The following is a 26,625-nucleotide window of genomic DNA, read 5'->3' as shown; positions in this document are numbered from 1 at the left end:
CGTTTCCGCAAGCCCTCGATCTACAAGACGCCGGACGAGCTCCGCGCCATGGTGCGCCCCGGGCTGCTGACCGCTGAGGCGCTCGACGCAGTGCGTGCGGCGATCCGTCCCGGCATCACGACGGGTGAGCTCGACGCGATCGCCGAGCGGACGATCCGCGACGGCGGCGGGATCCCGAACTTCCAGCTCGTGCCGGGCTACCGGCACACGCTGTGCGTGTCGGTGAACGACGAGATCGTGCACGGCATCCCCGGTGACCGCGTACTCGCTCCCGGTGACATCGTGTCGGTGGACGCCGGTGCCGAGGTCGACGGCTGGAACGGCGACAGCGCGTTCACAACGGTCGTCCCCGGTGGTGACGCCGAGGTGTCCGCAGCGCGCCAGACCCTCTGCGACACCACGGAGCGATCGCTCTGGCACGCGCATCGCGGCGCTCGCGCACGCGAAGAACCTGCACGAGGTCGGTGCCGCAGTCGAGGACGCCATCGACGAGACCGGCGCCTGGGGCATCGTCGAGGACTACACGGGGCACGGAATCGGTCGCTCCATGCACGAGGACCCGCCGGTCTTCAACTACCGCGTCCGCGGTGCCGGTCCGGCGGTGAAGCCCGGCCTGGTGGTGGCCATCGAGCCGATGGTCACCGCGGGCACGATCGACAGCTCGACGGACGACGACGACTGGACCGTCCGCACGATGGACGGCAAGGACGCCGCGCACTGGGAGCACAGCGTCGCGGTGCACGCCGACGGCGGTGGGTCCTGACGGCCCCCGACGGCGGCGCTGCGGGCCTGGCCCCGCTGGGCGTGACGCCCGTCCCGATCCCGTAGGACGGGCCTCCAGTCCGACACGCCACTGCCGGCCGTGCACCCCGACCGGGAGGCTCGGCGCGGCTCCGTCGCGCAGCGCGCGCCTGGCGGTCCCACGTCCACGGCCGAGCGAGACGCCGTCGTCGTGCGGAGACGCCGGCAAGACGCCGAGACGCCGTCGGATCCGGCGGCGTCTCGTGTGTTCGAGGGCGTCGTGCCAGGACGACCGCGTCTCGCGACGCGGTCAGTTGCCGACGGAGCAGGTCTGCTCGGAGGCGCTCTGACCGGTGATCGACGACGGCAGCGGGGTCGACGTCGCCGTGCCCGTGGCGGACGAGCTCGCCGAGGACGAGGTGCCCGATGGTGCCCCGCTCGACGCCGACGACGAGGTGTCGGACGGCGTGGTGCCGGTCGACGGTGCGGTCGTCGCGGTGCCCCCGGCGGTCGGCGACTCCTCGGACGCGCGCCCGGTGCTCGAGTCGCTCAGCGAGGACTTCACGTCGTTCTGCAGGGCCACGTTGAGCGTGTGGGCGGTCTCCTGGTCGACGATCACCCGCGCGCTGTCGTCGGGGTCGTCGGCGACGGGGTACTGCACGAAGAGCATGTTGGCGGTGCTCATGCCGCGCAGTGCCGAGGCGAGGCCGACGAGGGTGCGGGTCTGGGCCAGACCGTCCGACAGCGTCATGTTCGACAGGGCGGCGCCGGCGAGTTTGTAGAGGGTGATCGGGTTCGACAGCGTGCCGTCGGAGGTGACCTTGCGGAGCAGCGCCGACAGGAACACCTGCTGCGAGCTGATCCGGGCGAGGTCGCTGCCGTCGCCGACGCCGTGGCGGGTGCGCAGGAACGCGAGGGCGTCGGAGCCCTCGAGGTTGTGCGAGCCGGCGGTGAGGTGCAGGCCGGTGAAGGTGTCGTCGATCGGCTCCGCGACACAGACGTCGACGCCGCCCAGGGCGTTCGACATCTCGATCACGCCGTCGAAGGTGATGAGTCCGGCGTACGGGATGCTCAGGCCGGTGAGGTTCTCGACGGTGTCCACCACGCACGAGACGCCGCCGTTGCCGAGTGCCGTGTTGAACATCGCCGAGGTCGACGCGGGGTACGTCGTGCCGCTCGCCGGGTTGGTGCAGGCCGGGACGGGGACCATCAGGTCGCGGGGGAAGCTGACCGCGGTGAGCTGCTGGTGGTCCTGCGAGACGTGGATGAGCATCGTGACGTCGTTGCGGGCACCCTCGACGTCCTCGTCGGAGTCGAACTGGCCGACGCGGGTGTCGCTGCCGATGAGCAGGATGTTCGCGCCGCCCTTGATGGCCGTGATGTCGGCGGTCTTCGCGGTGCTCTGGTCGTCGGTGCTGAGCTGCACGGTCTGCGGCGCGGTCGCCAGCTGGGCGCCGGCGATGGCGGCGACGCTCGTCCCGCTCACGAGCACGACGGCCAGCGCCGAGGCCACGACGGCCACGAGCGTGGTCCAACCGCGACGGCGGGCCTGCTTGCCGTGTGTGGCGAAGGGGCGTCGTGTGGCGTCGGGCACGTGGTCTCCGTTCGGTGGTCCGCGCGAGGTACGTCGGCGGCGGACGTGGCTGCGGAGCAACGCTACGGTCCGGGCGGGGGCCTCGGCCCGGAGCGCGCCGTCAAACCACTGTGGAACACTCAGGCATGCCACCGGAAGCCCCAGGTGAGGGGCGTGCCGTGCCTGCACTTGGCAATTGCGGGTTTACCACATAAGATCGATCTTTGGTGTGTCATGCCCTCTCGGGTGTGGCGACCGACCCGCAGACCGGTTCGGGGATCACACCTGTTCCACAACCAAGCGACAGTGAGGCTATGGCCAAGAAAGACGGCGTCATCGAGATCGAAGGCTCGGTGCTCGAAGCTCTGCCCAACGCGATGTTCCGCGTTGAGCTGACGAACGGACACAAGGTCCTCGCGCACATCTCCGGGAAGATGCGCCAGCACTACATCCGCATCCTCCCCGAGGACCGCGTGATCGTGGAGCTGAGCCCGTACGACCTGACCCGCGGCCGGATCGTCTACCGCTACAAGTGATCCGCGAGCTGGAAAGGAACGGCTCGGCAATCCTGCCGCGCACGAAGCCAGCGAGCACGAGGAAAGAACAATGAAGGTCAACCCCAGCGTCAAGCCCATGTGCGAGCACTGCCGAGTGATCCGCCGCAAGGGCCGCGTCATGGTGATCTGCAAGAGCAACCCGCGTCACAAGCAGCGCCAGGGCTAGTCCCGGGCGCGTGACCGGCGCCCACGCTGTCCCTCGGACAGCAGGCTGCTCGAGCACGACCCACAACTGAAGATCGACAACGCAGTACCAGAACCCGGTCGCACGACGACCGGGGACACCTCGGGTCGGAGGCCCGGGCACCGGTACTGCTCCACACCTCCATCGACAACAGGAGCAGCCATCACATGGCACGTCTAGCAGGCGTCGACATCCCGCGCGAGAAGCGCGTGGAGATCGCACTCACGTACATCTACGGCGTCGGCCGTACCCGCGCGGTCCAGGCACTCGCCGAGACCGGTATCTCCGGTGACATCCGCGTCAAGGACCTGACCGACGACCAGCTCGTCGCCCTCCGTGACTTCATCGAGGGCAACTTCAAGGTGGAGGGTGACCTCCGCCGCGAGGTGGCAGCCGACATCCGTCGCAAGGTCGAGATCGGTAGCTACGAGGGTCTTCGCCACCGTCGTGGTCTCCCGGTGCGCGGTCAGCGCACCAAGACCAACGCGCGTACCCGCAAGGGACCGAAGCGCACCGTGGCAGGCAAGAAGAAGGCTCGATAGGAGACCCCGATGGCTACCCCCAAGACTGCCGCGCGCAAGCCGCGCCGCAAGGAGAAGAAGAACGTCGCAGTGGGCCAGGCCCACATCAAGAGCACGTTCAACAACACGATCGTCAGCATCACCGACCCGTCGGGTGCCGTCCTCAGCTGGGCGTCCTCGGGTGCCGTGGGCTTCAAGGGTTCGCGCAAGTCGACGCCGTTCGCGGCGCAGCTCGCCGCCGAGTCCGCTGCGCGTCAGGCGCAGGAGCACGGCGTCAAGAAGGTTGACGTCTTCGTGAAGGGTCCGGGTTCGGGCCGCGAGACCGCGATCCGTTCGCTCCAGGCCGCTGGCCTCGAGGTCGGTTCGATCAACGACGTCACTCCGCAGGCGCACAACGGTTGCCGCCCGCCGAAGCGTCGTCGCGTCTGACGCGAGGAGCAACCGGCCGCGCCCTGCTCGTCCCCTGACGGGGTCGGGCAGGGCCCGCGGCCATTCCTGGTCGTTCGATCGCGCACATCGGTGCGCGTGATCACAACTCAACAGACCCGTCGGGGCCCACGCGGCCCCGTCGTACCGCCAAGTGTCATATAGCGGACACTTCGCCGAAAGGAATCCCACAGTGCTCATTGCACAGCGCCCCACCCTGACCGAGGAGTCGATCTCCGAGCACCGCTCGCGCTTCGTCATCGAGCCGCTCGAGCCGGGCTTCGGTTACACCCTCGGCAACTCGCTGCGCCGCACGCTCCTCTCCTCGATCCCCGGCGCGGCTGTCACCAGCATCCGCATCGACGGTGTCCTCCACGAATTCAGCACCGTTCCCGGTGTGAAGGAAGACGTCACCGAGATCATCCTCAACATCAAGAGCCTCGTCGTCTCCAGCGAGCACGACGAGCCGATCACCGCGTACCTGCGCAAGCAGGGTGCCGGTCAGGTCACCGCAGCGGACATCTCCGCTCCGGCCGGCGTCGAGATCCACAACCCGGACCTCGTCATCGCGACCCTGAACGAAACCGCGCGGTTCGAGCTCGAGCTCACGATCGAGCGCGGCCGCGGCTACGTCTCGGCCACGCAGAACCGTTCCGAGTTCTCCGAGGCCGGTCAGATCCCGATCGACTCGATCTACTCGCCGGTCCTCAAGGTCACCTACCGCGTCGAGGCGACGCGTGCCGGTGAGCGCACGGACTTCGACCGCCTGGTCGTCGACGTCGAGTCGAAGCCGGCGATCACGCCGCGCGACGCCATCGCGTCGGCCGGTCGCACGCTGGTCGAGCTGTTCGGGCTCGCTCGCGAGCTCAACACGGCCGCAGAGGGCATCGAGATCGGCCCTGCGCCGGTCGACGCTGTCCTGTCGAACGAGCTGCAGACCCCGATCGAGGACCTCGACCTGTCGGTCCGCAGCTACAACTGCCTGAAGCGCGAGGGCATCAACACGGTGTCCGAGCTCGTCGCCCTGTCGGAGACGCAGCTCATGAACATCCGCAACTTCGGTCAGAAGTCGGTGGACGAGGTCAAGGACAAGCTCACCGAGCTCGGCCTGTCCCTCAAGGACACCGTCCCCGGATTCGACGGCGCCCACTTCTACAGCGGGTACGACGAGGACGAGTCCAACAACTGATCTCGCGCTCACGCGCAAGCGCGCTGACACCGCGCGCACCACTTTCACCACTGGAGAACTGACATGCCGAAGCCCACCAAGGGCCCCCGCCTCGGTGGCGGTCCCGCTCACGAGCGCCTGCTCCTGAGCAACCTCGCCAACGCCCTCTTCACGCACGGTCGCATCACGACCACCGAGACGAAGGCCAAGCGCCTCCGTCCGGTCGCCGAGCGGCTCATCACGTTCGCGAAGCGCGGCGACCTGCACGCTCGTCGTCGGGTCATCGCGACCCTGCGCGACAAGTCCGTCGTGCACACGCTGTTCACGGAGATCGCCCCGCAGGTCGAGGACCGTCAGGGCGGCTACACCCGCATCACGAAGCTCGGCTTCCGCAAGGGCGACAACGCCCCGCTGGCGTCGATCGAGCTCGTCCTCGAGCCGGTGTCGGGCACGCCCGCCCCGGTGAAGCGCACCGCGGCTCCGGCCGCCGCCGCTCCGGTCGAGGAGCCGGCCGCCGACGAGACCACCGAGGAGGCCCCGGTCGAGGAGACCGAGACCACCGAGGAGTCCGCGCCGGTCGAGTCGGAGACCGAGACCGAGGCTGCCGCCGAGGTCGAGGCCGACGCCGCCGAGAAGAGCGACGACACCAAGTAGGACCCCGCGTCACCACGACGAAGCCCCCGCGACCCAGGTTGCGGGGGCTTCGTCGCGTTCGGGAGCGCTCCCCCTGCACCCCGACGTCCGGAGAACGCAGGACCGTCGCCTTCCCAGTGCGTGCCCCGTAGCGTGTCCGCCCGACAGGGAGAGTCACCACATGGAGTTCCAACACATCGCGGGCGTCGGTCGCCGCGCGTGGCGGTGGAGCCGCACGTCCGGCACACAGCCGCGACTGCTGCACGCAGCCAAGGCCGCCGGCGCCGCGGCACTGGCCTGGTTCATCGCCAGGCACGTGCCCGGGGTCGCGTCCGACTACCCGTACTACGCACCGCTCGGGGCGATCGTCGCGATGCAGACGACGGTCTACGCGGGGCTGCGCAACGGCATCCAGACGCTCGTCGGCATCCTGCTCGGCATCGCCGTCGCGGGCTTCACGATGATCGTGGGCGACCCGGGGATCCTCGCCGTGGCCCTGGCGGTCGGCATCGGGGTGCTCGTCGGCGGGTTCCGGGTGCTCGGCGAGGGCAGCACCTGGGTCTCGACGGCGGCGTTGTTCGTGCTGCTCGTCGGCGGGGCGAACGCCGAGGGCTACTCGTTCGGGTACCTGGTGCAGATGGCCGTCGGCGTCGTCGTCGGTCTGCTCGTGAACTTCCTGGTGTTCCCTCCGCTGCACTTCTGGGACGCCGAACGTCGGATCGACGAGGTGAACGCCGTCTTGGCCGAGCACCTCGAAGGCCTCGCCCGGGTACTCGAGAGCGGGGAGCGCGACGAGGACGCCTGGAACCGGCAGCAGGACAAGCTCGACCGTGCGATCGCCGATGTGCGCGCGCGGGTGTCCGTCGCCCACGAGAGCCGGAAGATCAACCCCCGCGGGGCGCTCCGAGGGTCACGGGCCCGGCTCCAGCAGGACGGGGCACGCTTCCGGGCGCTCGAACGGGTCGCCTGGTACACGACGGACCTCACCGAGCTCGTCGCCCGGTCGGGTCCGGTGTCCTCGAACCTCGGTCGTCCGGACCCGGCGTTCACCGAACCGCTCACCGAGGCGATCCGGCAACTCGCCTGTGTGATCCGCGGGGAGTGCCCCGAGGACGAAGGCGACAAGGCGATCGAGCGACTCGAGCGGGCGCTCGACGCCTCGCGCGAGAACCCCTCACACGTCGCGGTGACGGCGTCCGCGCTCGTGGCGCTCCGCGGCATCGTGGAGTCCGAGCGTCGTGCGACGGACAACCTCGACACCCGCACGGGGCCGTCGGCGTTCCACCGTCCGCGCGGCTGACGCGAGGACCCCGTGACACCGGCGCTCCGTAGACTCGCACCGTGACCGTCCCGCCCCGAATCAACGTCCTCGGACCGGTCACGGTGACCGGTGCGGACGGCCGGCAGTCGCCCGTGCCCGGAGCGCTCGCTCGGGCGTTCCTGACGGCGCTGGTGCTCGCGCGCGGCCACGCCCTGACCACCGAGTCCCTGATCGACGACCTCTGGCCGGACGCGCGGCCGCGGGTGCGCGTGCGGCGCTGCAGACGCTCGTGTCCCGACTGCGCCGGAGCGTGGCGGACGGCCTCGTGGTGTCGACGAGCACCGGGTACGCGTTGGGCGGCGACCCCGAGGACGTCGACCTCGCCCGTGCTGCGCGTGCGGTGGGCGAGACGGAGCCGGCAGCGGTCCGTGCCGCCCTCGACCTCTGGCGCGGTGACCCGGGCGCCGACGTCGACGGCGACCTGGGCGCGGCGCTCGCGGACCGTGCGGCAGCCCTCCGGCGGACGCTCCGGCGCGCGCTCGGCGGCGCCCTGCTCGACGAGGGCGACGCCGACGAGGCCGCCGCACTCTGGGCGGCAGAGGCCGTCGCCAACCCCTACGACGAGGTCGCGGTCGCCGGTTCGATGCGCGCCCTCGCCGCAGCCGGCCGCACGAGCGAGGCCATCGCCGCCTTCGCGGCGCACCGTGACCGCCTCGCCGACGAACTCGGCGCCGACCCCTCGGCCGACCTGGTCCGCCTCAACGCCGAGTTGTTGCGCCGATCCGGCCCCGCAACGGGCAGCGTCCGCCGCGTCGGCCTGCGTGCTGCGCCGAACACGTTGGTCGGGAGGAGGCCGACCTCGCCGCCGTCTCGGACCTGCTGTCCGCCGGACGGCTGGTCACGATCCTCGGCGCGGGTGGGCTGGGGAAGACCCGCCTGGCGCAGGCGGTCGCCGCCGGCCTGCCGCCGACACAAGGCGTCGTCGTGGTCGAACTCGCGCCGCTCGCCACGGCCGACGACATCGTGCCGGCCCTCGGCGCGCTGCTCGGCATCGCCGAGTTCCGCTCCACCCGATCGCTCCGGGACGCCGTCGCGGCCGACCTGCGCACCCGGGTCGTGCGGGCGCTCGCCGACGGGCCGACCGTGCTCGTCCTGGACAACTGCGAGCACCTGGTGGCCGAGGTCGCCGCCTTCGCCGCGGATCTGCTCGCGACCGTGCCCGCCCTGCGGATCCTGACGACGTCGCGCGCGCCGCTCGCCATCGCCGGCGAGGTCGTGGCCCCCCTCGCACCCCTGCCCGTCGAGGCCGACGGGGCGGCCGTCCGGCTCTTCACCGAGCGGGCGCGGGCCGCGCGACCCGGAGCCGTGCTGCCGGTGGACACCGTGCGCCGGATCTGCACGCGGCTCGACGGGTCACCGCTGGCCATCGAGCTCGCGGCCGCACGCATCCGGGGGATGAGCGCCGACGAGATCGAGCGCCGGTTGGACGACCGGTTCGCGCTGCTGCGCGGCGGTGACCGGAGCGCCCCGGAGCGGCACCGCACCTTGCTCGCCGTGATCGAGTGGAGCTGGCGCCTGCTCGACGCCGGGGCCCAGGACCTGCTGACGCGTCTGGCGCTCTTCCCGGACGGACTCGCGGTCGACGCCGTCGAGGCGGTCGCGGCCCCGGACCGCCGGGTGGACGCGCTCGACGACCTCGCCGAGCTCGTGGAGCAGTCGCTCGTGCAGCTCGTGGAGCACGAGGGCGAGCCCGTGCGGTACCGGCTGCTCGAGACCGTGCGGGAGTTCGGTGCGGCCCGGCTGGGGGACCGCGGCGCCACCGAGGCCGTCCGTGCGGCCATGATCGGCTGGGGCCGGGGGTTCGCGGCCGAGCGCAACCTGCTCACGATCACGGGTTCCGCACAGCTCGAGCGGTTCCGCGAGGTCGCCCGCGAATCCGACAACCTCGTCACGCTGCTCCGCTGGAGCCTGGCTGCCGACGACACCGCGGCGGTCGCGCACCTGTTCGCGGCCCTCGGCGGCTACTGGTCGCTGCGCGGTGCCCACGGTGAGGTCGTCGCACTCGGCCCTGAGGTCGTCCCGGTCCTGCGCCGTACCGGACCGGCGGCCGAGGACCGTGCCGCGACCGTGCTCGGACTCGTCGTCACCGGCGGGTCGTCCGCGTTCAGCGACAAGCGCACCGCAGCCCTGGCCGTGTCGACCCTGCGCCGCGTGATGCGCGACGGTACCACCGGGTTCGCGGTGCTCGACGCCCAGGCAGCGCTGCTCCTCACCCTGGGGCGACCGGCCGACGGGTACGCCCTGCTCGCCCGCTACCGCGACGACCCGGAGCCCGGTGTCGCCTGCCTGGCGAACATGCTCAGCGCGCCGCTCGCCGAGAACGACGGGGAGTCCGCCGTCGCCCTGCGGTACGCGACCCGTGCCGAGACGCTCTCGCGGTCGAGCGACGACGCCTGGACGACCGGGTCGATCGCCGTCACCATGACCCAGCTCCTGGCGCAGACCGGTCGGCACGCCGACGCCCTGCGGTCCGCCGAGGTCGCCCGCGAGCAACTCGAACGGTTCGGGGCCGACGACGACCTGTACGAGATCGGTTGGACCGTCGGGCTCTGCGCCGCGAGCACCGGCGATGTCGTGCGAGCCCGGCAGGTCGCCGACGACCTGCAGCACCGGCCGGTCGAGGCCCGCGGCGGGTTCGACGAGGACCGGGTGCAGATCGGCGTGCTCGCGATGGCCATCGGTGCGGAGTGCTCGCGCTGGGAAGGAGCCCTCGACGACGCGGCGGCGGAGTACGCCCGCGCCTGGGACTCCGTGCTGCCCCTGCGGAAGCAGACGCCGCACTGGACGCTCATGGCGGGCTCGGCGCGGATCGCGGCGCGGGACGAGGCGGCGGTGCGCCGGTCCGACGGAGGCGTGACGGGCCTCCCGGTCGACGACGTGGCGGTCGCGAGACGCCTGCGCGTCGGTGCGCTCGTGATGCTGCGCGTCCACCCGTGGTGGCTGGACCTGCCCGTGATCGGGACCGCCCTGCTCGGGCTGGCGCTCGCCGCCGCCCGCGACGGACAGCCGGAGCACGCCGCTCGCTGTTGGGGGCTGGCGACCCGACTCGGTTCGCGGCAGGACTTCGGCGTGCTCGCACACCCGCGGATGCGGTCGGTGCTGGCCGGGGCCCTCGGTGCCACGGTGCTGGCGGACGCCGAGACGGCCTCGGCCGGATCGAACCGGACCGAGGCCGTCTCGCAGGCGCGGCTCCTGCTCGAGGAGCTGCGGTTCCGCGTGCGCTGATCGGCGCCCGTCAGGCCTTGCGCATGTACGCGCGGACCGTCAGCGGCGCGAACACCGCGACCACGACCGCTGCGCCGAGCAGGCTGATCCAGAGGTCGACGCCCACCGTGCCGTGGTTCACGAGCTCGCGGACCGCCGTGATCAGGTGTGAGATCGGGTTGACCTCGGAGAACCAGCGCAGCCAGTCCGGCAGGGTGTCCGCCGGCACGAACGCGTTCGACAGGAACGTCAGCGGGAACAGCACCATGTTGGAGATGCCGGAGACGCTCGACGCCGTCCGCGCGACGACGCCGAAGTAGGCGAAGATCCAGCTGATCGCCCACGCGACGACGATGACCAGCAACCCGGCCAGGACGACCGCACCGAAGCCGCCGGCCGGACGCAGCCCCATGATGATGCCGACCGTGAAGGTGATCGTCGTGGCGATCGCGTACCGGACGGTGTCGGCGAGCAGCGCACCCGCGAGCGGGGCGATCCGGGCGATGGGCAGGGACTTGAAGCGGTCGAAGACGCCCTTGTCCATGTCCTCGCGCAGCTGCACGCCCGTGACGATCGACGACGTGATGTTCGTCTGCACCAGGATGCCGGGGATGATGATCGGCAGGTAGCTCGCGACGTCACCCGCGATCGCACCACCGAAGATGTACGTGAACATCACGGTGAAGATGATCGGCATCAGGGTGACGTCGAACAGCTGCTCCGGGGTGCGCCGGACCTTGATCAGGCCGCGGTACGCCATCGTGAGCGACTGCCGGACGGTGGCGCCGAGCCCGGTCGCACCGACGCCGGGGCGCGGGGTGATCCGGGGCGCAGCGGTGCCCGTGGTGGTGGTGATGGTGGTCATGCGATGCTCCCTGCGAGTTCGCGGTCGGTGCTGTCGTTGTCGTCGTCGGTGCCGTCGTCGTCGGTGGTCGCCGGTGCGCCGGTGATCGTCAGGAAGACCTCGTCGAGGGTGGGCTTCTGCACGCTCATCTCGGCGAGGGTGATGCCGGCCTCGCGGAACGACACCAGCAGGTCCGTCACGCGGTCGGGGTCCGACATCGGTGCGGTGAGACGCGAGCCCTCGGGGCTGGCCACCGCGTCGACACCGAGGGTGTTCCGGACGATCGTGCGCGCGGCGTCGAGCCGGAGCGCATCGGTCAGGCGGAGCTGCAGCGACGAACTGCCGATCGAGGCCTTCAGTTCGTCGCTCGTGCCCTCGGCGACCACCTTGCCGTGGTCGATGACCGCTATGCGGTCGGCGAGCTGGTCCGCCTCGTCCAGGTACTGCGTCGTCAGCAGCACCGTCGAGCCCGTCGCCACGAGCTCGCGGATGGTGTCCCACATCTGCGCACGGGTCCGGGGGTCGAGCCCCGTGGTCGGCTCGTCGAGGAAGATCAGCGGCGGCTGCGCGATCAGGCTCGCAGCCAGGTCGAGCCGGCGACGCATGCCGCCGGAGAAGGCCTTGAGCGGGCGCGACGCGGCCTCGGTCAGCCCGAAGCGCTCCAGCAGTTCCACGGCCTTCCGCTTCGCGTCCGCGCGGGACAGCCCGAGCAAGCGCGCGAAGATCACCAGGTTCTCGGTCGCGCTGAGCGTCTCGTCGACACTGGCGTACTGACCCGTCACCCCGATCAGGGTGCGGACCGTCTGCGCCTCACGTCGGACGTCGTGCCCGAAGATCCGGGCCTCGCCGCCGTCCGCCCTGAGCAGGGTCGCGAGCATGGAGATGGTGGTGGTCTTGCCGGCGCCGTTGGGACCGAGCACGCCGTAGACCGTGCCGGCCTCCACACGGAGGTCGACACCGTCCACTGCGCGGTTCGTCCCGAAGGTCTTCACGAGGCCGGAGGCCTCCACCGCGAGCGGTGTCGTGGTCATCGAAATGTCCTTTCGTCGATGTCGAGGACGATGGTGCCGCGGGGCGCTCACGCGGCACTGACGTGGCGCTGACATCGCTACCGTGGGCACGTGAGCGAAACGGTGCGACTGCGGCTGGACATCGCGTACGACGGGGCCGCGTTCTCCGGGTGGGCCCGGCAGCCCGGGCTGCGGACCGTGCAGGGCGCGCTCGAGGCCGCCCTCGCCACCGTCTTCACCCGGTGGGGCGAGCCGCCACTGCTCACCGTCGCCGGACGCACCGACGCCGGCGTGCACGCCACCGGGCAGGTCGCCCACCTCGACCTCTCCGCCGAGCAGTGGGACGCGCTCAGCGCCAAGCGCGGCACGGGGCGCTCGCCGCTGGACGGTCTCGTCAAACGCGTCAACGGGATCGCGGCACCGGAGGGCGACGTCGTCGTCACCCGGGCGTCGGTCGCGCCGGACGGGTTCGACGCCCGGTTCTCGCCGCTCTGGCGACGGTACGAGTACCGGATCGCGGACGCCGACGCCCCGCGCGATCCACGTCGGCGCGGGTACACGGTCTGGCACGGGGCGAGCCTCGACCCGGCAGCGATGGAGCGCGGTGCGCTGACGCTGTTGGGGCTGCACGACTTCGCGACGTTCTGCAAGCCGCGCGAGGGCGCGACGACCATCCGGACGTTGCAGGAGTTCCGCTGGGACCGCGAGCCGGACGGCGTGCTGGTGGCGCGCCTCCAGGCCGATGCGTTCTGCCACTCCATGGTGCGTGCGATGGTCGGGGCGACCATCGCCGTCGGCGAGGGGCGGTTCGGGCCGGAACGGCTCGAGGAGCTCCGCGTCGCCGAGACGCGGACGAGCGCGTTCAAGACGGCGCCGGCGAAGGGGCTGACCCTGACCGAGGTGGGGTACCCGGCCGACGATGAGCTCGCGGGTCGGGCGGAGCAGACGCGGGCACGGCGGGAGTGAACGCCCGGTCCTGATGTTGCCGAACGCAATCATTTACCTCGACGCAACCTGAGCGACTCTGCAGGTCGGTAGCGTGCGGGCATGCCCAACCTCCTCGGGCGCACTCTGCTGTGCGCCACGGCTGCTGCGACACTCCTCGCGGCCCCGCTCGTCACCGTCACCGCAGCGACCGCGAACCCCGAGGGGAGTGGCCTCGTCATCGAGGAGGCCTACCTGAAGGCCGGCAGCAACGGCGCCTTCTACAACCAGAAGTTCATCGAGATCGGCAACCCGACCGACGCCCCGGTGTCGCTCGACGGCTGGTCGCTGCAGTACCGCTCGGCGACGAGCACCGGCGCCTTCTCGACGAGCGCGCTCGAGGGGACGGTGCCGGCCGAGGGCACGTTCCTGGTGTCGATGGCCGGCAACGGCGGCGCCACCCCGGTCGGAGCGGACCTGCCGACGGCGGACGACACCGCCTCGCTGAACCCCTCCGGCACCACGGGCACGCTCGTGCTGTCCGACGCCGCCACACCGGTGGCGCTCGCCGCGGGACCGGTGACGACCGGCACCGCTGGTGTCGTCGACCTGCTCGGCTACGGCGCTTCGAACACCTTCGAGGGCACCGTGCGCACCGTCGAGGGCGCGAACGCCGTGCCGAACGGCCTGGTCCGCCAGGGCACGACGGACACCGACGACAACGGCGCGGACTTCTCGGTGACGACGACCCTGACCCCGCGGAACGCCGCGGGCGAGACGGCTGCGCCGACCGACCCGACCGAGCCCACCGACCCGACAGAGCCGACAGACCCGACGGACCCCGGCGCCCCCGCCGAGGCCGTCACCATCGCGCAGCTGCAGGGCACCACGGACACCTCGCCCTACGCCGGCAAGACCGTCACCACCGACGGCGTCGTCACCGCGGTCTACGCGTCCGGCGGCTTCAACGGCTACACGATCCAGACCCCGGGGACCGGCGGCGCGATCGACTTCGGCACCCACACGGCGTCCGACGCCGTGTTCGTCTTCTCGTCCGCGACCGCCGGGCTGGTGGCCGAGGGCGACCACGTGCGGGTCACCGGTGCGGTCTCCGAGTACTTCGGCCTGACCGAGCTCACCGTGTCGAACACAGCGTCGTTCCAGAAGCTCACCGACACCGTCGTCGCCCCGCAGCCCGCCGCGGTCGCGTTCCCGTCGTCGGACGCGCAGCGCGAGTCGCTCGAGAGCATGATCATCGCCCCGCAGGGCTCCTTCACGGTCGCCGACAACTACACGACGAACCAGTACGGCGAGGTCGTGCTCGCCAGCGGCGCCGGCCGGCTCGTCCAGCCGACCGAGGTCGGTCGCCCCGGCAGCGCCGAGGCGAAGGCCGTCGAGGCGTCCAACGCCGCGCGCAAGGTCACGCTCGACGACGGTGCCAGCACCAACTTCCTGACGAAGGCGAACCAGGGCATCCCGGTGTCGTGGCTGACCCAGGGCCCGGTCACCGTCGGTGCGACCGCCACGTTCGAGGGTCCGGTCGTCCTCGACTACCGCAACAGCGGGTGGAAGTTCCAGCCGACCGCGCCGATCACCGGAGCGACCCCGGCGGCGGACCTGCCCGCGGCGTTCTCGAACGTGCGTCAGGCGAAGCCGCAGGACGTCGGCGGCGACCTGAAGCTCGCCGGGTTCAACGTGCTGAACTACTTCCCGACCACGGGTGACCAGCTCACCGGGTGCTCGTACTACACCGACCGCGCGGGCGACCCCGTCACGGTGAACTCCGGCTGCGACGCCCGCGGTGCTGCTGAGCAGGAGGACTTCCTGCGCCAGCAGGTCAAGATCGTCAAGGCGATCAACGGCCTCGGCGCGGACGTCGTCTCGCTCGAGGAGATCGAGAACTCGGCGCGCTTCGGCCAGGACCGCGACGCCGCGGTCGCCACGCTCGTCGACGCCCTCAACGCCGCCACGGGCGAGGACACCTGGGCCTTCGCGAAGTCCCCCGCGACCGTTCCGGCGAGCGAGGACGTCATCCGCCTCGCGCTCATCTACAAGCAGGACCGCGTCGAACCCGTCGGCGACTCGACGATCCTGCTCGACGCCGCGTTCACCAACGCCCGGCAGCCCGTCGCGGACGCGTTCCGCCCCGTCGGCGGCACCGCCGACGATGACTTCCTGGTGATCGCGAACCACTTCAAGTCGAAGGGCTCCGGCACCGGCGAGAACGCCGACCAGGGCGACGGCCAGGGCGCCTCGAACGCCGACCGGGTGCGGCAGGCCAAGGCCCTCGTGACCTTCTCCACCGACATGCAGGCGCAGTACGGCACCGACAAGGTGTTCATGCTCGGCGACTTCAACGCCTACAGCAAGGAGGACCCGGTGGTCGTCCTCGACGACGCCGGCTACACCGACCTCGGCCCGGCGCTCGACGCCACCGAGTACTCGTACGTGTTCTCCGGCCTGAGCGGGTCGCTCGACCACGTGTTCGCGTCCCCGGCCGCCACCGAGACGGTCACGGGCGTGGACATCTGGAACATCAACTCGGTCGAGTCGGTGGGCCTGGAGTACAGCCGCTACAACTACAACGCGTCGGACCTGTACACCGACGACGTGTTCCGCGCGAGCGACCACGACCCGATCCTGGTCGGCTTCGACCTCGACGCTGCGGGGACGGACCCGGGCACGGACCCCGGTACCGACCCGACCCCGGTGCCGACCCCGACCCCGACGCCGACGCCGGGTGACGGCGGCACGACCCCGACCCCGACGCCGGGTGACGGCGGCACGACCCCGACCCCGACGCCGTCGCCGTCGCCGTCGCCGTCGCCGTCGCCGACCGCTCCGATCGGCCCGGTGGCCCCGTCGGAGACCGGCCTGACCGACGCGAACCGCGGGAGCGTCTCGGCGCCGTCGTCCGCTCGTGCGGGGGAGACCATCACGGTCACGGTGGGCACGCAGTACGCGGGTGACGTCGTGAACGTGTGGTTGTACTCGACGCCGACGCTGCTCGGCACCGTGACGGTCGCCGCTGACGGCACGGGGCGCGTCACGATCCCGTCGGACACCCCCGCTGGTGCACACCGCCTCGCGGTGACGGCCGCGGACGGGAGCCTGATCGGCTGGGCCCCGATCACGATCACCGCTGACGGGCAGCTCGCGTTCACGGGTGCCGAGGGCCTCGGTGCCGGTGCGCTGGTCGCGTTCCTGCTGCTCGCCGCGGGTGCCGGCGTCCTGATCGTCCGCCGTCGGAGGACCGCGGCCGCCGCGGGGTAGTCCCCACGCCCCACGGGGGCACTTCGTGAGCAGGAATGGTCGGGTTCGCCGTGCGCGACCCGACCATTACTGCTCACCATGCGGGGTGGGCGCGAGTGCAGGACGGACGGGAGGCCCGTGGCCAGGCCGCCACGGGCCTCCCGTCCGGCAGTGGCTGCGTTTGACCGACGCGACCCGCGTCGGCTAGGCTCTCACCTTGGTCTGTGCGCCACGCGCGCCGGACAGTCAGATGAGCCCTCCATCCGGGCGTTCCGCCGGCTTCTGCCGCGGGGAACCCCGACCGGAGTGGGATTCACGGACTCCTCACCTCGACACGAAAGCAGCACTCCTGTGACTCGCACGTTCTCACCGAAGCCGGCAGACGTCCAGCACGACTGGATCGTAATCGACGCGACCGACGTCGTCCTCGGCCGTCTCGCCACCCACGCCGCGGCGCTCCTGCGCGGCAAGCACAAGGCCACCTTCGCCCAGCACATGGACATGGGTGACTACGTCATCATCGTGAACGCCGACAAGGTCGCCCTGACCGGTTCGAAGCTCGCGAAGAAGGTCTACTACCGCCACTCCGGGTACCCGGGCGGCCTGACGGCGACCTCCTACCCGGAGATGCTCGAGAAGCACCCCACCCGCGCCGTCGAGAAGGCGATCCGCGGCATGCTGCCGAAGAACACCCTCGGTCGCGAGCAGCTCAAGAAGCTGAAGGTCTACGCCGGCGCGGAGCACCCGCACTCCGCGCAGCAGCCCAAGGCGTACATCTTCGACCAGGTCGCACAGTAGTTCCGGCCACGACGACTTCAAGGACACGAAAAAACTCATGGCTCAGATCGCTGATTCCCTCGACCAGACCCCGGAGAGCTTCACCACGGAGAGCGCACCCGCCGCTGCCGAGGCTGCTCCCCGTCAGATCCTCAACGTCTCCGGCGGTGCCGTCGGGCGCCGCAAGGAGGCCATCGCGCGCGTTCGCCTCGTTCCGGGCTCCGGCACGTTCGTCGTGAACGGTCGCTCGCTCGAGGACTACTTCCCGAACAAGCTCCACCAGCAGCTCATCAACGACCCGTTCAAGGTCCTCGAGCTCCTCGGCTCGTACGACGTCGTCGCCCGCATCACCGGTGGCGGCCCCTCGGGTCAGGCCGGCGCACTCCGCCTCGCCATCGCCCGCACCCTGAACGAGATCGACCGCGAGAACAACCGCGCGACCCTCAAGAAGGCCGGCTTCCTCACCCGTGACGCCCGCGTCATCGAGCGCAAGAAGGCCGGTCTCAAGAAGGCCCGCAAGGCTTCGCAGTTCTCGAAGCGCTAGTCGTCACCGGCTGAAGATCGCAATGCCGCGTCTGTTCGGTACCGACGGGGTTCGTGGTCTCGCCAACGGCGAGCTGACGGCCGCGCTCGCACTGGGTCTTGCCCAGGCGAGCGCGGCCGTCCTCACACACGGACACCATGCCGACGCCCGCCGGGCGTCCGGTCGACCGCGCCCGCGCGCGGTCCTGGCGCGCGACCCGCGCGTCTCCGGTGAGTTCCTCGGGTCCGCTGTCGCGGCCGGGCTCGCCTCCGCCGGCGTCGACGTGCTCGACGCCGGGGTCATCCCCACTCCCGCTGCGGCGTTCCTCGTCGCGGACATCGACGCCGACTTCGGCGTGATGATCTCCGCGTCGCACAACCCTGCCCCGGACAACGGGATCAAGTTCTTCGCCACGGGTGGTCGGAAGCTGCCGGACGAGGTCGAGGACCGCATCGAAGCGGCCATGCACGACCACTCCGCGCCGACCCCCACCGGCATCGACGTCGGCCGGATCACCCGGTTCGCCGACGCCGAGGACCGCTACGTCGTCCACCTGCTCGGCACGCTGCCGCACCGGCTCGACGGCATCCACGTCGTGCTCGACTGTGCCAACGGTGCCGCCGCCGGCGTCTCGCCCGAGGTGTTCGTGAACGCGGGGGCCCGCGTGACGCTCATCGGCGCCGAGCCCGACGGGTGGAACATCAACGACGGCGTCGGCTCGACCCACATCGACAACCTGTCCCGCGCCGTCCTGGCTGCCGGCGCGGACGTCGGCATCGCGCACGACGGCGACGCCGACCGCTGCCTGGCGGTGGACGCCGCGGGCAACGCCATCGACGGTGACCAGATCATGGCGATCCTGGCGCTGTCCTTGCAGGAGCGCGGTCGGCTGAAGGACGACACCCTCGTCGCGACGGTCATGTCCAACCTCGGGCTGAAGCGGGCCATGGCGGATGCGGGCATCACCGTGATCGAGGCCGGCGTCGGCGACCGCTACGTGCTCGAGAAGATGAACGAGGGTGACTACTCCATCGGTGGCGAGCAGTCCGGCCACATCATCTTCAACGAGTACGCCACCACGGGCGACGGCATCCTGACCGGGCTGCACCTGGTCGCCGAGATGGCGCGCACGGGCAAGTCGCTGCAGGAGCTCGCATCGTGCATGACGGTGTTCCCGCAGGTGCTGCTCAACGTCCGTGGCGTCGACCGGCACGGTCTCGCCGACCAGGGTGTGCAGGACGCGGTCGCCGCGGCTTCAGCAGCACTCGGTGACACCGGTCGCGTCCTGCTCCGCCCGTCGGGCACCGAGCCCGTCGTGCGCGTGATGGTCGAGGCCGCCTCGCAGGACGATGCCCAGCGCATCGCCGAGGCGCTCGCCGCCGTCGTGCAGGAGCGCCTGGCGCTCGACGCCGCGTAGGCCGGGGTGCCGGGCGCGACTTCGCGCTGCGCGCGCGCCGCGTTCGCGCCCCGGTGCGGGCGTCGCGCCCCGACTCTTCGGGGCGCTATGACCGTACGGGGGCGCACACCCGGGCGCACCCGTGCTCGCGACCGCGTCGCGCTCGCGTCGCGCGCCGCTTGCGCTGCGCGCCCCGCTGCGGTCGTTGCGCCCCGACTCTTGGGGGCGCGATGACCGTACCGGGGCGCGCACCAGCGCGCACCCGCGCTAGATCTTGCGGAGCAGGACCGAGTTCACCTTGTGGTCGGCGGCCTTCTTCAGCACCAGGGTCGCGCGGGAGCGCGTGGGCAGGACGTTCTCGAGCAGGTTCGGCTCGTTGATCGCCCGCCAGACCTCGGTCGCCGTCCGGACCGCGTCGTCGCGCGACAGCGAGGCGAACCGGTGGAAGAACGAGTCCGGGCTCGAGAACGCCTCCTCCTGCAGCGCCAGGAACCGGTCGACGTACCAGGCCTCGATGTCCTTGGTCTTGGCGTCGACGTAGATCGTGAAGTCGAACAGGTCGGACAGCGCGAGCCGCCCGTGCACCGGCGGGGCGAGCACGTTCAGGCCCTCGACGATGAGGATGTCCGGCTGGCGGACGACGATCTCGGCGTCCGGCACGATGTCGTAGACCAGGTGCGAGTAGTACGGCGCCCGGACCTCGGTCGCGCCGCTCTTCACCTGGCTGACGAACCGCAGCAGGGAGCGACGGTCGTAGGACTCCGGGAAGCCCTTCCGGTCCATGATCCCGCGACGCTCGAGCTCGGCGTTCGGGTACAGGAAGCCGTCGGTGGTCACCAGCTCGACCCGTGGGGTGTCCGGCCAGCGCTTCGTCAGCTCGCGGAGCAGTCGGGCGACGGTCGACTTGCCGACGGCGACGGACCCGGCGACGCCGATCACGAACGGCGTGCGTCCGGCTCGGTCACCCAGGAACGCCGATGTCGACGCGTGCAGGTTCCGTGCACCGGCGGCGTAGAGCGTCAGCAGCCGCGACAGCGGGAGGTAGACCTCCTGCACCTCCTGCATGTCCAACCGGTCGCCGAGCCCGCGCAGCTGCACGATCTCGGTCTCGGTGAGCGACAGGTGCTCCTTGGGTGCGAGCTGCGACCACTCGTGCCGCGGGATCTCCACGAACGGGGTCGGGTGCGCGACGGCGGTCTCCGGGATCGGCATGGGGACGAGCGTACAGACGGGAGGCCCGGTGCAGGTGCGCTGACCGGCTCACCTGCACCGGGCCTCCCGTCCAGTGCTCGGTGTGCGTCCGCAGGACGCGGTGCGTCAGGCGGGCAGGGCGGCCTCGATGGCCGCGATCACCTCGGGGGCGTCCGGCTTCGTGGTCGGACGGAAGCGCGAGACGGTGCCGTCGGGGGCGACGAGGAACTTCTCGAAGTTCCAGCTGACCCGACCGGCCTTGCCGTCGGCGTCCGGGGTCTCCTTGAGCGCCTGGTAGAGCGGGTGCGCGCTCTTGCCGTTCACCTTGACCTTCTCGGACATCGGGAAGGTGACGCCCCACGTGGTGGAGCAGTACTCGTCGATGGCCTCGGACGAGCCGAGCTCCTGCAGGAACTGGTTGCTCGGGAACCCGAGGACCGTGAAGCCGCGCGGGCCGTACTGCTTCTGGAGGGCCTCGAGCTGCTCGTACTGCGGAGCGAGACCGCACCGCGACGCGACGTTCACGACCAGCACCGCCTTGTCCGCGAACGAACCGAAGGTGGTGTCCTCGCCGTGCAGCGTGGTGATGGCGATGTCGTCGAAGCGTCCCATGGCCGAAACGTTATCCCCAGCCCTGCTGCTTCGCAGGGTCCGCGCTCAGGCAGACCGTAGGATCGCTTCCATGTGTGGAATCGTCGGCTACGTCGGCAGCAACAGCAGCCAGGACGTCCTCCTCGGTGGCCTCCGTCGCCTCGAGTACCGCGGCTACGACTCGGCGGGCATCGCCGTGGTCGACCCCGCCGGAGACCTCGTCTCCGCCAAGAAGGCGGGCAAGCTCCAGGCCCTCGTCGACGAGCTCGAGTCGTCGCCGATCCCGGACGGCACCACGGGCATCGGGCACACCCGCTGGGCGACCCACGGCGGCCCGACGGACGGCAACGCCCACCCGCACCTGGCCGACGGCGACAAGCTCGCCCTCATCCACAACGGCATCATCGAGAACTTCTCCGAGCTGCGCGCCGAGCTGCAGGCCGAGGGCATCGAGTTCCGCAGCGAGACCGACTCCGAGGTCGCCGCGCACCTGGTCGGTCGGGCGTTCCGCGAGACCGGTGACCTGACCGCCGCCATGCAGCAGGCCGTACAGCGACTGGACGGAGCGTTCACGCTCCTCGTCGTGCACGCCGACCAGCCCGGCGTCGTCGTCGGCGCCCGTCGCAACTCCCCGCTCGTGGTCGGCCTCGGTGACGGCGAGAACTTCATGGGCTCGGACGTCGCCGCGTTCGTCGCCTACACCCAGCGCGCGCTCGCGATCGGGCAGGACGAGATCGCCACGATCCGCCCCGACGGCGTCGACGTCATCCACTTCGACGGCACCCCGGCCACCCCGAGCGAGTTCGAGGTGAACTGGGACGCCTCCGCCGCCGACAAGGGCGGCTGGTCCTCGTTCATGGCGAAGGAGATCAGCGAGGAGCCCGAGGCCGTCGCCAAGACGATCCTCGGCCGCGTGCACGACGGCGCCGTCACCCTGACCGACCTCGACCCGATCGCCGAGCGCCTGGCAACGGTCGACCGCGTCATCGTGATCGCCTGCGGCACCGCTGCGTACGCCGGCATCCTCGGCAAGTACGCCATCGAGCAGTGGGCCCGCATCCCGGTCGAGGTCGAGCTCGCCCACGAGTTCCGCTACCGCGACCCCGTGCTGAACGACCGCACGCTCGTCGTCTCGATCAGCCAGTCCGGCGAGACCATGGACACGCTCATGGCCGTCAAGTACGCCCGCGAGCAGGGCGCGCAGGTGCTGTCGATCTGCAACACCCAGGGCGCGACGATCCCGCGCGAGTCCGACGCCGTGATCTACACGCACGCCGGGCCCGAGGTCGCCGTCGCGTCGACCAAGGCCTTCATCGCCCAGGGCGTCGCGCTGTACCTGCTGGGCCTGCACCTGGCCACCCTCCGCGGCACCATGACGGCGGAGCAGATCGCCGAGCAGGTCGCCGAGCTCGAGGGCCTGGCCCCGAAGCTGCAGCAGACCATCGACGACGCCGCCGGCATCAAGGACCTGGCGCGCTGGATGGCGGACACCCGCAGCGTGCTGTTCCTCGGTCGCCACGTCGGCTACCCGATCGCGCTCGAGGGTGCGCTCAAGCTCAAGGAGCTCGCGTACATCCACGCCGAGGGCTTCGCCGCCGGTGAGCTCAAGCACGGCCCGATCGCGCTCATCGAGCCCGGGCAGATCGTCTTCGTCATCGTGCCGTCGCCGCGTGACCCGCGGTCGCTGCACCCGAAGGTCGTGTCGAACATCCAGGAGATCCGCGCCCGTGGTGCTCGCGTGATCGCCATCGCGGAAGAGGGCGACGCCGCCGTACTGCCCTTCGCCGACGAGGTCCTGCGCATCCCGCTCGCGACCCCGCTGTTCGAGCCGCTGCTCGCCGTGGCGCCGCTGCACATGTTCGGCATGGAGCTCGCCGCGGCCAAGGGCCTCGACGTCGACCAGCCGCGCAACCTCGCGAAGTCGGTCACCGTCGAGTAGTCGCACGATGATCATCGGCATCGGGGTCGACGTGGTGGACCTGGAGCGGTTCGAGCGGGTGCTGTCGCGCACGCCGGCGATGCGTGCGCGGTTGTTCACCCCGGCCGAGCAGGTCCGCGACGGCGAACCACGGCCGATCGCGTCGCTCGCTGCGCGGTTCGCGGCCAAGGAGGCCCTGATCAAGGCGTTCGGCTCCAGTGCCGGGCTCAGCTGGCAGGACCTCGAGGTCGTGTCGGACGATCAGCGCAACCCGTCGCTGACGCTGCACCAACAGGCGCGACAGGTGGCGGATGCGCGTGGCGTGACGAGCGTGCACCTGTCGCTCTCGCATGATGGAGGGATCGCGACCGCGTTCGTGGTCCTGGAGGGAACAACGAAGTGAGTGCGTTCACCGGCATCACGGTCGATCGTGAAGCGCTGATCGAGAACTACGCGACGATCGCCGAGCAGGTCGCACCGGCCGGTGTCATCGCGGTCGTCAAGGCCAACGCCTACGGCCACGGCGCGCTCGACGCCGCACGGGCCTTCGTCGACGCCGGTGCCGAGTGGCTCGGCGTCGCGGACATCGACGAGGCCGTCGCGCTCCGGCAGGGCGGCATCGACGAGGACGTCCGGATCCTCGCGTGGTTGCACGCCCCCGACGAGGACTTCCGCCGGGCAGCGCAGTACGGCATCACCCCGGCGGTGTCGAGCGTCGAGCAGTTGTCCGCCGCTGCCGACTCCGAGGTCGGCGCCGTGCACATCTGCGTCGACACCGGCCTGAGCCGCAACGGTGCGGTCGAGTCCGAGTGGGCCGAACTCTTCGCGACCGCCGGCGCCCTCGCCCGTGGTGGCAACCGCACCCGTGTCGAGGGGCTGATGTCGCACCTGTCGAACGCGTCGCGCACGGACGACCTCGACCAGGACGCCGCACTGCAGCGCGCACTCGACGGCCTCGCCGCCAACGGCATCGTGCCCGACCTGGTGCACCTCGCCGCGAGCGCCGCGAGCATCGCCGTGCCGGAGACGCGCCGCGACCTGTCCCGCGTCGGACTCGCCCTGTACGGCCTGAGCCCGTTCACCGACCGCACGTCGGCCGACCTCGGCCTCCGCCCCGCCATGCGTGTGACCGCTGCCGTGCTCCGCACCGTCGACGTCCGCGCCGGCGAGGGCGTGTCCTACGGCTACACCTGGCGGGCGTCGACCGACACCCGCCTCGCGGTCATCGGTCTCGGGTACGCCGACGGGTTCGACCGCGACTTCGGCAACCGGGTCTCGGTCCGCATCGGCGACCGCACGTTCCCGGTGGTCGGCCGGGTCGCGATGAACGCCATGCACGTGGACATCGGCGACGCCGACGTCAGCATCGGCGACGAAGCCGTGCTCTGGGGCGACCCGGCGAACGGCGACCCCGCGGTCGAGGACTGGGCCGCCGCGATCGGCACCATCAACTACGAGGTGGTCGCCCGGGTCGGCCACAGCGTGCACCGGAGGACGACGTGAGCTCCGCACCCTGCGCCAGGCACGGATCGACCTGGACGCCTACCGCGCGAACCTCGACCTGGTCCGCGAGTGGATGGACCCCGTCGCGGTCATGGCGATCATGAAGGCCGACGCCTACGGCCACGGTCTCGAGCCGATCGCGCTCGCCGCGGTGGACGCCGGCATCCGCTGGATCGGGGTGCTCACGGTCCCCGCGGCCCTGCGTCTGCGGTCGATCGGCGTCGGTGAGGACGTCCACCTCTTCACCTGGCAGCACGACCCCGCACTCGACTTCCGCGACGCCATCGACTCCGCCGTCGACCTCGGTGTCTCGAACGTGCCGGAGCTGCAGCGCGTCATCGACGCCGTCGACCAGCGACCCGCGCGCGTGCACCTCGGCTTCGACTCCGGGCTGCACCGCGACGGAGCGACCCCGGCGGCCTGGCCGGCGCTCGTGTCGCTCGCGCTGGACGCCCAGCGCGCCGGCCGCGTCGAGGTCGTCGCGGCGTACACGCACCTGGCGGAGTCCTCGGACCAGGACGACGCCGACGCCGTGGCGCTCTTCGACGCCGCCGTGGAGCAGGCAGACGACCTCGGGCTCGACCTCCCGATGGAGCACGTCGCCGCTTCGCTCGCCGGGTTGGAGCGCAAGGAGTTCCGCAAGGACATGGTCCGGATGGGCGCCAACCTGTTCGGCATCCCGGGCGCGGACGGTGTCTCGGCGGCCGACCTCGGGCTCGAACCCGTGATGACCCTGACGGCGTCCGTCGCGAAGACCAAGCGGGTCCCCGTCGACACCGGCGTCTCGTACGACTACACGTACCGCACCACTTCGGAGACCACGCTCGCGCTCGTGCCCGTCGGGTACGCGGACGGCGTCCCCCGTCTGGCGCAGGGCCGCATCGAGGTCGCGATCGGCGGCAAGCGCTACCCGATCGCCGGCCGTGTGGCCATGGACCAGTTCCTGGTCGACGTCGGCGACGACGACGTCCGCACCGGCGACACCGTGACCCTGTTCGGCACCGGCGAGCACGACGAGATGACCGTCCTCGACTGGGGCCGTTCGCTCGGCACCATCGGCGAGGAGATCGTCTGCCGCATCGGGCCCCGCGTGCCACGGTTCTACGAGGGCCACGACATCGAGGGACGCGTCGGGGAGTACCTGCGGGGCGACCAGTCGTGACCGGCACCCTCGGGTCCTGCTGGACGCAGCCGTCGACGGCACCGATGCGATGGGCGAGCTCGGGGCGCGGTTGGCCGCGGTCCTGCGTGCCGGGGACCTGGTCGTGCTGACCGGGCCGCTCGGCGCCGGCAAGACGACGCTGACCCGTGGCCTCGGCGCTGCCCTCGGCGCGCGTGGCCAGGTGTCGAGCCCGACCTTCGTCCTCGCCCGGACGCACCCCACCACCGCCGGACCGGACCTGGTGCACGTCGACGCCTACCGGCTGTCCGACCCCGTCGAGCTGGACGACCTCGACCTCGACTGGGACGCATCGATCGTCGTGGTCGAGTGGGGCCGGGGCATGGTCGACGGCATCAGCGACAGCGTGCTCGACGTCGAGATCACCCGGGCCACCGGCGCCGTGGACGCAGCCGCCGACGACACGGACCCGGACGACGTCCCCGACGAACCCCGCCGCGTCGTCGTCACCGCCACCGGCCCACGCTGGGACGGCGTCTCGCTCTGACCCCGGTGGCGCGTGCGTGCGGCCCGACAGCAGCGCCGCCGTCGACGTCGCCGCACCCCGCCTACGATGGACGGGTGCTCCTCGCCATCGACACCTCTGCCGGAACGTCCGTGGCCGTCGTCGACCCGGCCACCGGCAAGCCCCTCGCCACCCGCGACACCGAGGACAGCCGCCGGCACGCCGAGGTGATCGGCCCGTTCCTGGCCGAGGCGCTCGCCGAAGCGGGCATCACCGGCGCGGACGTCACGGGCGTCGTCGCCGGCATGGGCCCCGGCCCGTTCACCGGCCTGCGCGTCGGCATCGCCGCCGCCCGCACCTTCGGCGCCGCGGTCAGCGTCCCCGTCCTGCCGCTCGTCAGCCACGACGCGGTCGCGGCCGACGAGCGCGACGGCCGACGGGACGGACCGTTCGTCGTCCTGACGGACGCCCGACGGCGCGAGGTCTACTGGAGCGCGTACGACCAGACCGGCACGCGGGTTGCAGGTCCGGGTCTCGCCAGGCCCGCCGATCTCGACGAGGCGATCCGTGCCTCCCGGCCCGAAGCGGTGGGCTGGGACCGCGTGACGGCCCTGTCCATCCCTGCCTGGAGGCTCGGATCACTCGCCGCGGACCGCCTGCGGTCCGGCGCGGGGTTCGACCAGGACACCCCCTCTACCTGCGGGAACCCGACGTCACAGTGCCGGGTGCGCCGAAGCGGGTGA

24 protein-coding genes and 2 pseudogenes are annotated in these 26,625 nt (G+C 71.3%); 21 read left to right on the top strand and 5 right to left on the bottom strand.

Annotated features, from left to right (window positions below):
- The first annotated feature begins 48 nt into the window (after positions 1 to 48).
- Positions 49 to 828, top strand: a pseudogene (map, locus tag ACZZ0J_RS11270) (type I methionyl aminopeptidase).
- A gap of 223 nt (positions 829 to 1,051) precedes the next feature.
- Here the strand turns inward: map and ACZZ0J_RS11265 are convergent.
- Positions 1,052 to 2,335, bottom strand: coding sequence for an LCP family protein (locus tag ACZZ0J_RS11265; RefSeq protein ID WP_463436953.1), 1,284 nt, complete (start codon positions 2,333 to 2,335; stop codon positions 1,052 to 1,054).
- Positions 2,336 to 2,628: 293 nt separating this feature from the next.
- Between ACZZ0J_RS11265 and infA the strand changes: the two genes are divergently transcribed.
- The 9 genes and pseudogenes from infA (at position 2,629) to ACZZ0J_RS11220 (ending at position 10,349) form a co-directional block, all read left to right on the top strand.
- Positions 2,629 to 2,850 (top strand): translation initiation factor IF-1, encoded by a 222-nt coding sequence (infA, locus tag ACZZ0J_RS11260; protein ID WP_017885509.1) that lies wholly within the window; start codon positions 2,629 to 2,631, stop codon positions 2,848 to 2,850.
- A 70-nt stretch (positions 2,851 to 2,920) separates the two neighbouring features.
- Positions 2,921 to 3,037: a 50S ribosomal protein L36 gene (rpmJ, locus tag ACZZ0J_RS11255; RefSeq protein WP_071276701.1), complete on the top strand. Its 117-nt coding sequence runs from the start codon at positions 2,921 to 2,923 to the stop codon at positions 3,035 to 3,037.
- Between the two features lie 185 nt (positions 3,038 to 3,222).
- Positions 3,223 to 3,597 carry a 30S ribosomal protein S13 gene (gene rpsM, locus ACZZ0J_RS11250; RefSeq protein ID WP_058728274.1) on the top strand — a complete coding sequence of 125 codons (375 nt, stop codon included), beginning with the start codon at positions 3,223 to 3,225 and terminating at the stop codon, positions 3,595 to 3,597.
- A 9-nt stretch (positions 3,598 to 3,606) separates the two neighbouring features.
- Positions 3,607 to 4,005 carry a 30S ribosomal protein S11 gene (gene rpsK, locus ACZZ0J_RS11245; protein WP_017885507.1) on the top strand — a complete coding sequence of 133 codons (399 nt, stop codon included), beginning with the start codon at positions 3,607 to 3,609 and terminating at the stop codon, positions 4,003 to 4,005.
- A gap of 190 nt (positions 4,006 to 4,195) precedes the next feature.
- Positions 4,196 to 5,191, top strand: coding sequence for a DNA-directed RNA polymerase subunit alpha (locus tag ACZZ0J_RS11240; RefSeq protein WP_463436936.1), 996 nt, complete (start codon positions 4,196 to 4,198; stop codon positions 5,189 to 5,191).
- A gap of 63 nt (positions 5,192 to 5,254) precedes the next feature.
- Complete coding sequence (gene rplQ, locus ACZZ0J_RS11235) at positions 5,255 to 5,824, top strand: 50S ribosomal protein L17 (protein ID WP_131845954.1); 570 nt, start codon at positions 5,255 to 5,257, stop codon at positions 5,822 to 5,824.
- A 160-nt stretch (positions 5,825 to 5,984) separates the two neighbouring features.
- Entirely contained in the window at positions 5,985 to 7,103 is a 1,119-nt protein-coding gene (locus ACZZ0J_RS11230) for an FUSC family protein (protein WP_463436933.1), read from the top strand.
- Positions 7,104 to 7,353: 250 nt separating this feature from the next.
- A pseudogene (locus tag ACZZ0J_RS11225) lies at positions 7,354 to 7,827 on the top strand (AfsR/SARP family transcriptional regulator); the annotation flags it as partial.
- Positions 7,828 to 7,844: 17 nt separating this feature from the next.
- Entirely contained in the window at positions 7,845 to 10,349 is a 2,505-nt protein-coding gene (locus tag ACZZ0J_RS11220) for an ATP-binding protein (RefSeq protein ID WP_463438176.1), read from the top strand.
- Between the two features lie 10 nt (positions 10,350 to 10,359).
- Here ACZZ0J_RS11220 and ACZZ0J_RS11215 read toward each other — a convergent pair whose 3' ends face one another.
- Entirely contained in the window at positions 10,360 to 11,193 is an 834-nt protein-coding gene (locus ACZZ0J_RS11215; protein ID WP_123339476.1) for an ABC transporter permease, read from the bottom strand.
- A complete protein-coding gene (locus ACZZ0J_RS11210; RefSeq protein ID WP_463436931.1) occupies positions 11,190 to 12,203 on the bottom strand; it encodes an ATP-binding cassette domain-containing protein in 1,014 nt (337 codons plus the stop codon). Before ACZZ0J_RS11210 ends, ACZZ0J_RS11215 begins: the two co-directional genes overlap by 4 nt.
- A gap of 90 nt (positions 12,204 to 12,293) precedes the next feature.
- Here ACZZ0J_RS11210 and truA point away from each other — a divergent pair, with 90 nt between their 5' ends.
- The 5 genes from truA to glmM all read left to right on the top strand — a co-directional run bounded on the left by truA (position 12,294) and on the right by glmM (position 19,075).
- Positions 12,294 to 13,148: a tRNA pseudouridine(38-40) synthase TruA gene (gene truA / locus ACZZ0J_RS11205; protein WP_463436929.1), complete on the top strand. Its 855-nt coding sequence runs from the start codon at positions 12,294 to 12,296 to the stop codon at positions 13,146 to 13,148.
- Positions 13,149 to 13,229: 81 nt separating this feature from the next.
- Entirely contained in the window at positions 13,230 to 16,379 is a 3,150-nt protein-coding gene (locus tag ACZZ0J_RS11200) for an ExeM/NucH family extracellular endonuclease (RefSeq protein ID WP_463436927.1), read from the top strand.
- Between the two features lie 330 nt (positions 16,380 to 16,709).
- Entirely contained in the window at positions 16,710 to 17,156 is a 447-nt protein-coding gene (gene rplM / locus ACZZ0J_RS11195; protein WP_071259898.1) for a 50S ribosomal protein L13, read from the top strand.
- Between the two features lie 37 nt (positions 17,157 to 17,193).
- The gene (gene rpsI, locus ACZZ0J_RS11190) at positions 17,194 to 17,679 is read left to right on the top strand and encodes a 30S ribosomal protein S9 (protein WP_111083442.1); all 486 of its coding nucleotides are present in this window, start codon (positions 17,194 to 17,196) and stop codon (positions 17,677 to 17,679) included.
- Positions 17,680 to 17,701: 22 nt separating this feature from the next.
- Positions 17,702 to 19,075 (top strand): phosphoglucosamine mutase, encoded by a 1,374-nt coding sequence (gene glmM / locus ACZZ0J_RS11185; RefSeq protein WP_463436925.1) that lies wholly within the window; start codon positions 17,702 to 17,704, stop codon positions 19,073 to 19,075.
- A gap of 246 nt (positions 19,076 to 19,321) precedes the next feature.
- Here the strand turns inward: glmM and coaA are convergent, their stop codons facing one another.
- Both coaA and ACZZ0J_RS11175 read right to left on the bottom strand, forming a co-directional pair.
- Entirely contained in the window at positions 19,322 to 20,266 is a 945-nt protein-coding gene (coaA, locus tag ACZZ0J_RS11180; RefSeq protein WP_123339480.1) for a type I pantothenate kinase, read from the bottom strand.
- Positions 20,267 to 20,371: 105 nt separating this feature from the next.
- Positions 20,372 to 20,857: a glutathione peroxidase gene (locus ACZZ0J_RS11175; RefSeq protein ID WP_111083439.1), complete on the bottom strand. Its 486-nt coding sequence runs from the start codon at positions 20,855 to 20,857 to the stop codon at positions 20,372 to 20,374.
- 70 nt (positions 20,858 to 20,927) lie between these two features.
- Between ACZZ0J_RS11175 and glmS the strand changes: the two genes are divergently transcribed.
- From glmS to tsaB, 6 genes are all read left to right on the top strand, one after another.
- Positions 20,928 to 22,775 carry a glutamine--fructose-6-phosphate transaminase (isomerizing) gene (gene glmS / locus ACZZ0J_RS11170; protein WP_214546653.1) on the top strand — a complete coding sequence of 616 codons (1,848 nt, stop codon included), beginning with the start codon at positions 20,928 to 20,930 and terminating at the stop codon, positions 22,773 to 22,775.
- Positions 22,776 to 22,782: 7 nt separating this feature from the next.
- Positions 22,783 to 23,157 carry a holo-ACP synthase gene (locus ACZZ0J_RS11165; RefSeq protein ID WP_463436922.1) on the top strand — a complete coding sequence of 125 codons (375 nt, stop codon included), beginning with the start codon at positions 22,783 to 22,785 and terminating at the stop codon, positions 23,155 to 23,157.
- Complete coding sequence (gene alr, locus ACZZ0J_RS11160) at positions 23,154 to 24,257, top strand: alanine racemase (protein ID WP_123671434.1); 1,104 nt, start codon at positions 23,154 to 23,156, stop codon at positions 24,255 to 24,257. Before ACZZ0J_RS11165 ends, alr (ACZZ0J_RS11160) begins: the two co-directional genes overlap by 4 nt.
- Before the next feature lie 73 nt (positions 24,258 to 24,330).
- Complete coding sequence (gene alr / locus ACZZ0J_RS11155) at positions 24,331 to 25,419, top strand: alanine racemase (protein WP_463436920.1); 1,089 nt, start codon at positions 24,331 to 24,333, stop codon at positions 25,417 to 25,419.
- 49 nt (positions 25,420 to 25,468) lie between these two features.
- Positions 25,469 to 25,924 (top strand): tRNA (adenosine(37)-N6)-threonylcarbamoyltransferase complex ATPase subunit type 1 TsaE, encoded by a 456-nt coding sequence (gene tsaE, locus ACZZ0J_RS11150; RefSeq protein WP_463436918.1) that lies wholly within the window; start codon positions 25,469 to 25,471, stop codon positions 25,922 to 25,924.
- Positions 25,925 to 25,998: 74 nt separating this feature from the next.
- A complete protein-coding gene (tsaB, locus tag ACZZ0J_RS11145) occupies positions 25,999 to 26,625 on the top strand; it encodes a tRNA (adenosine(37)-N6)-threonylcarbamoyltransferase complex dimerization subunit type 1 TsaB (RefSeq protein ID WP_463436916.1) in 627 nt (208 codons plus the stop codon).

This window comes from Curtobacterium sp. AC272, assembly GCF_979258155.1.
The sequence above is the reverse complement of the archived record's forward strand: the minus strand, read 5'-3'. Positions and strand labels throughout refer to the sequence as shown.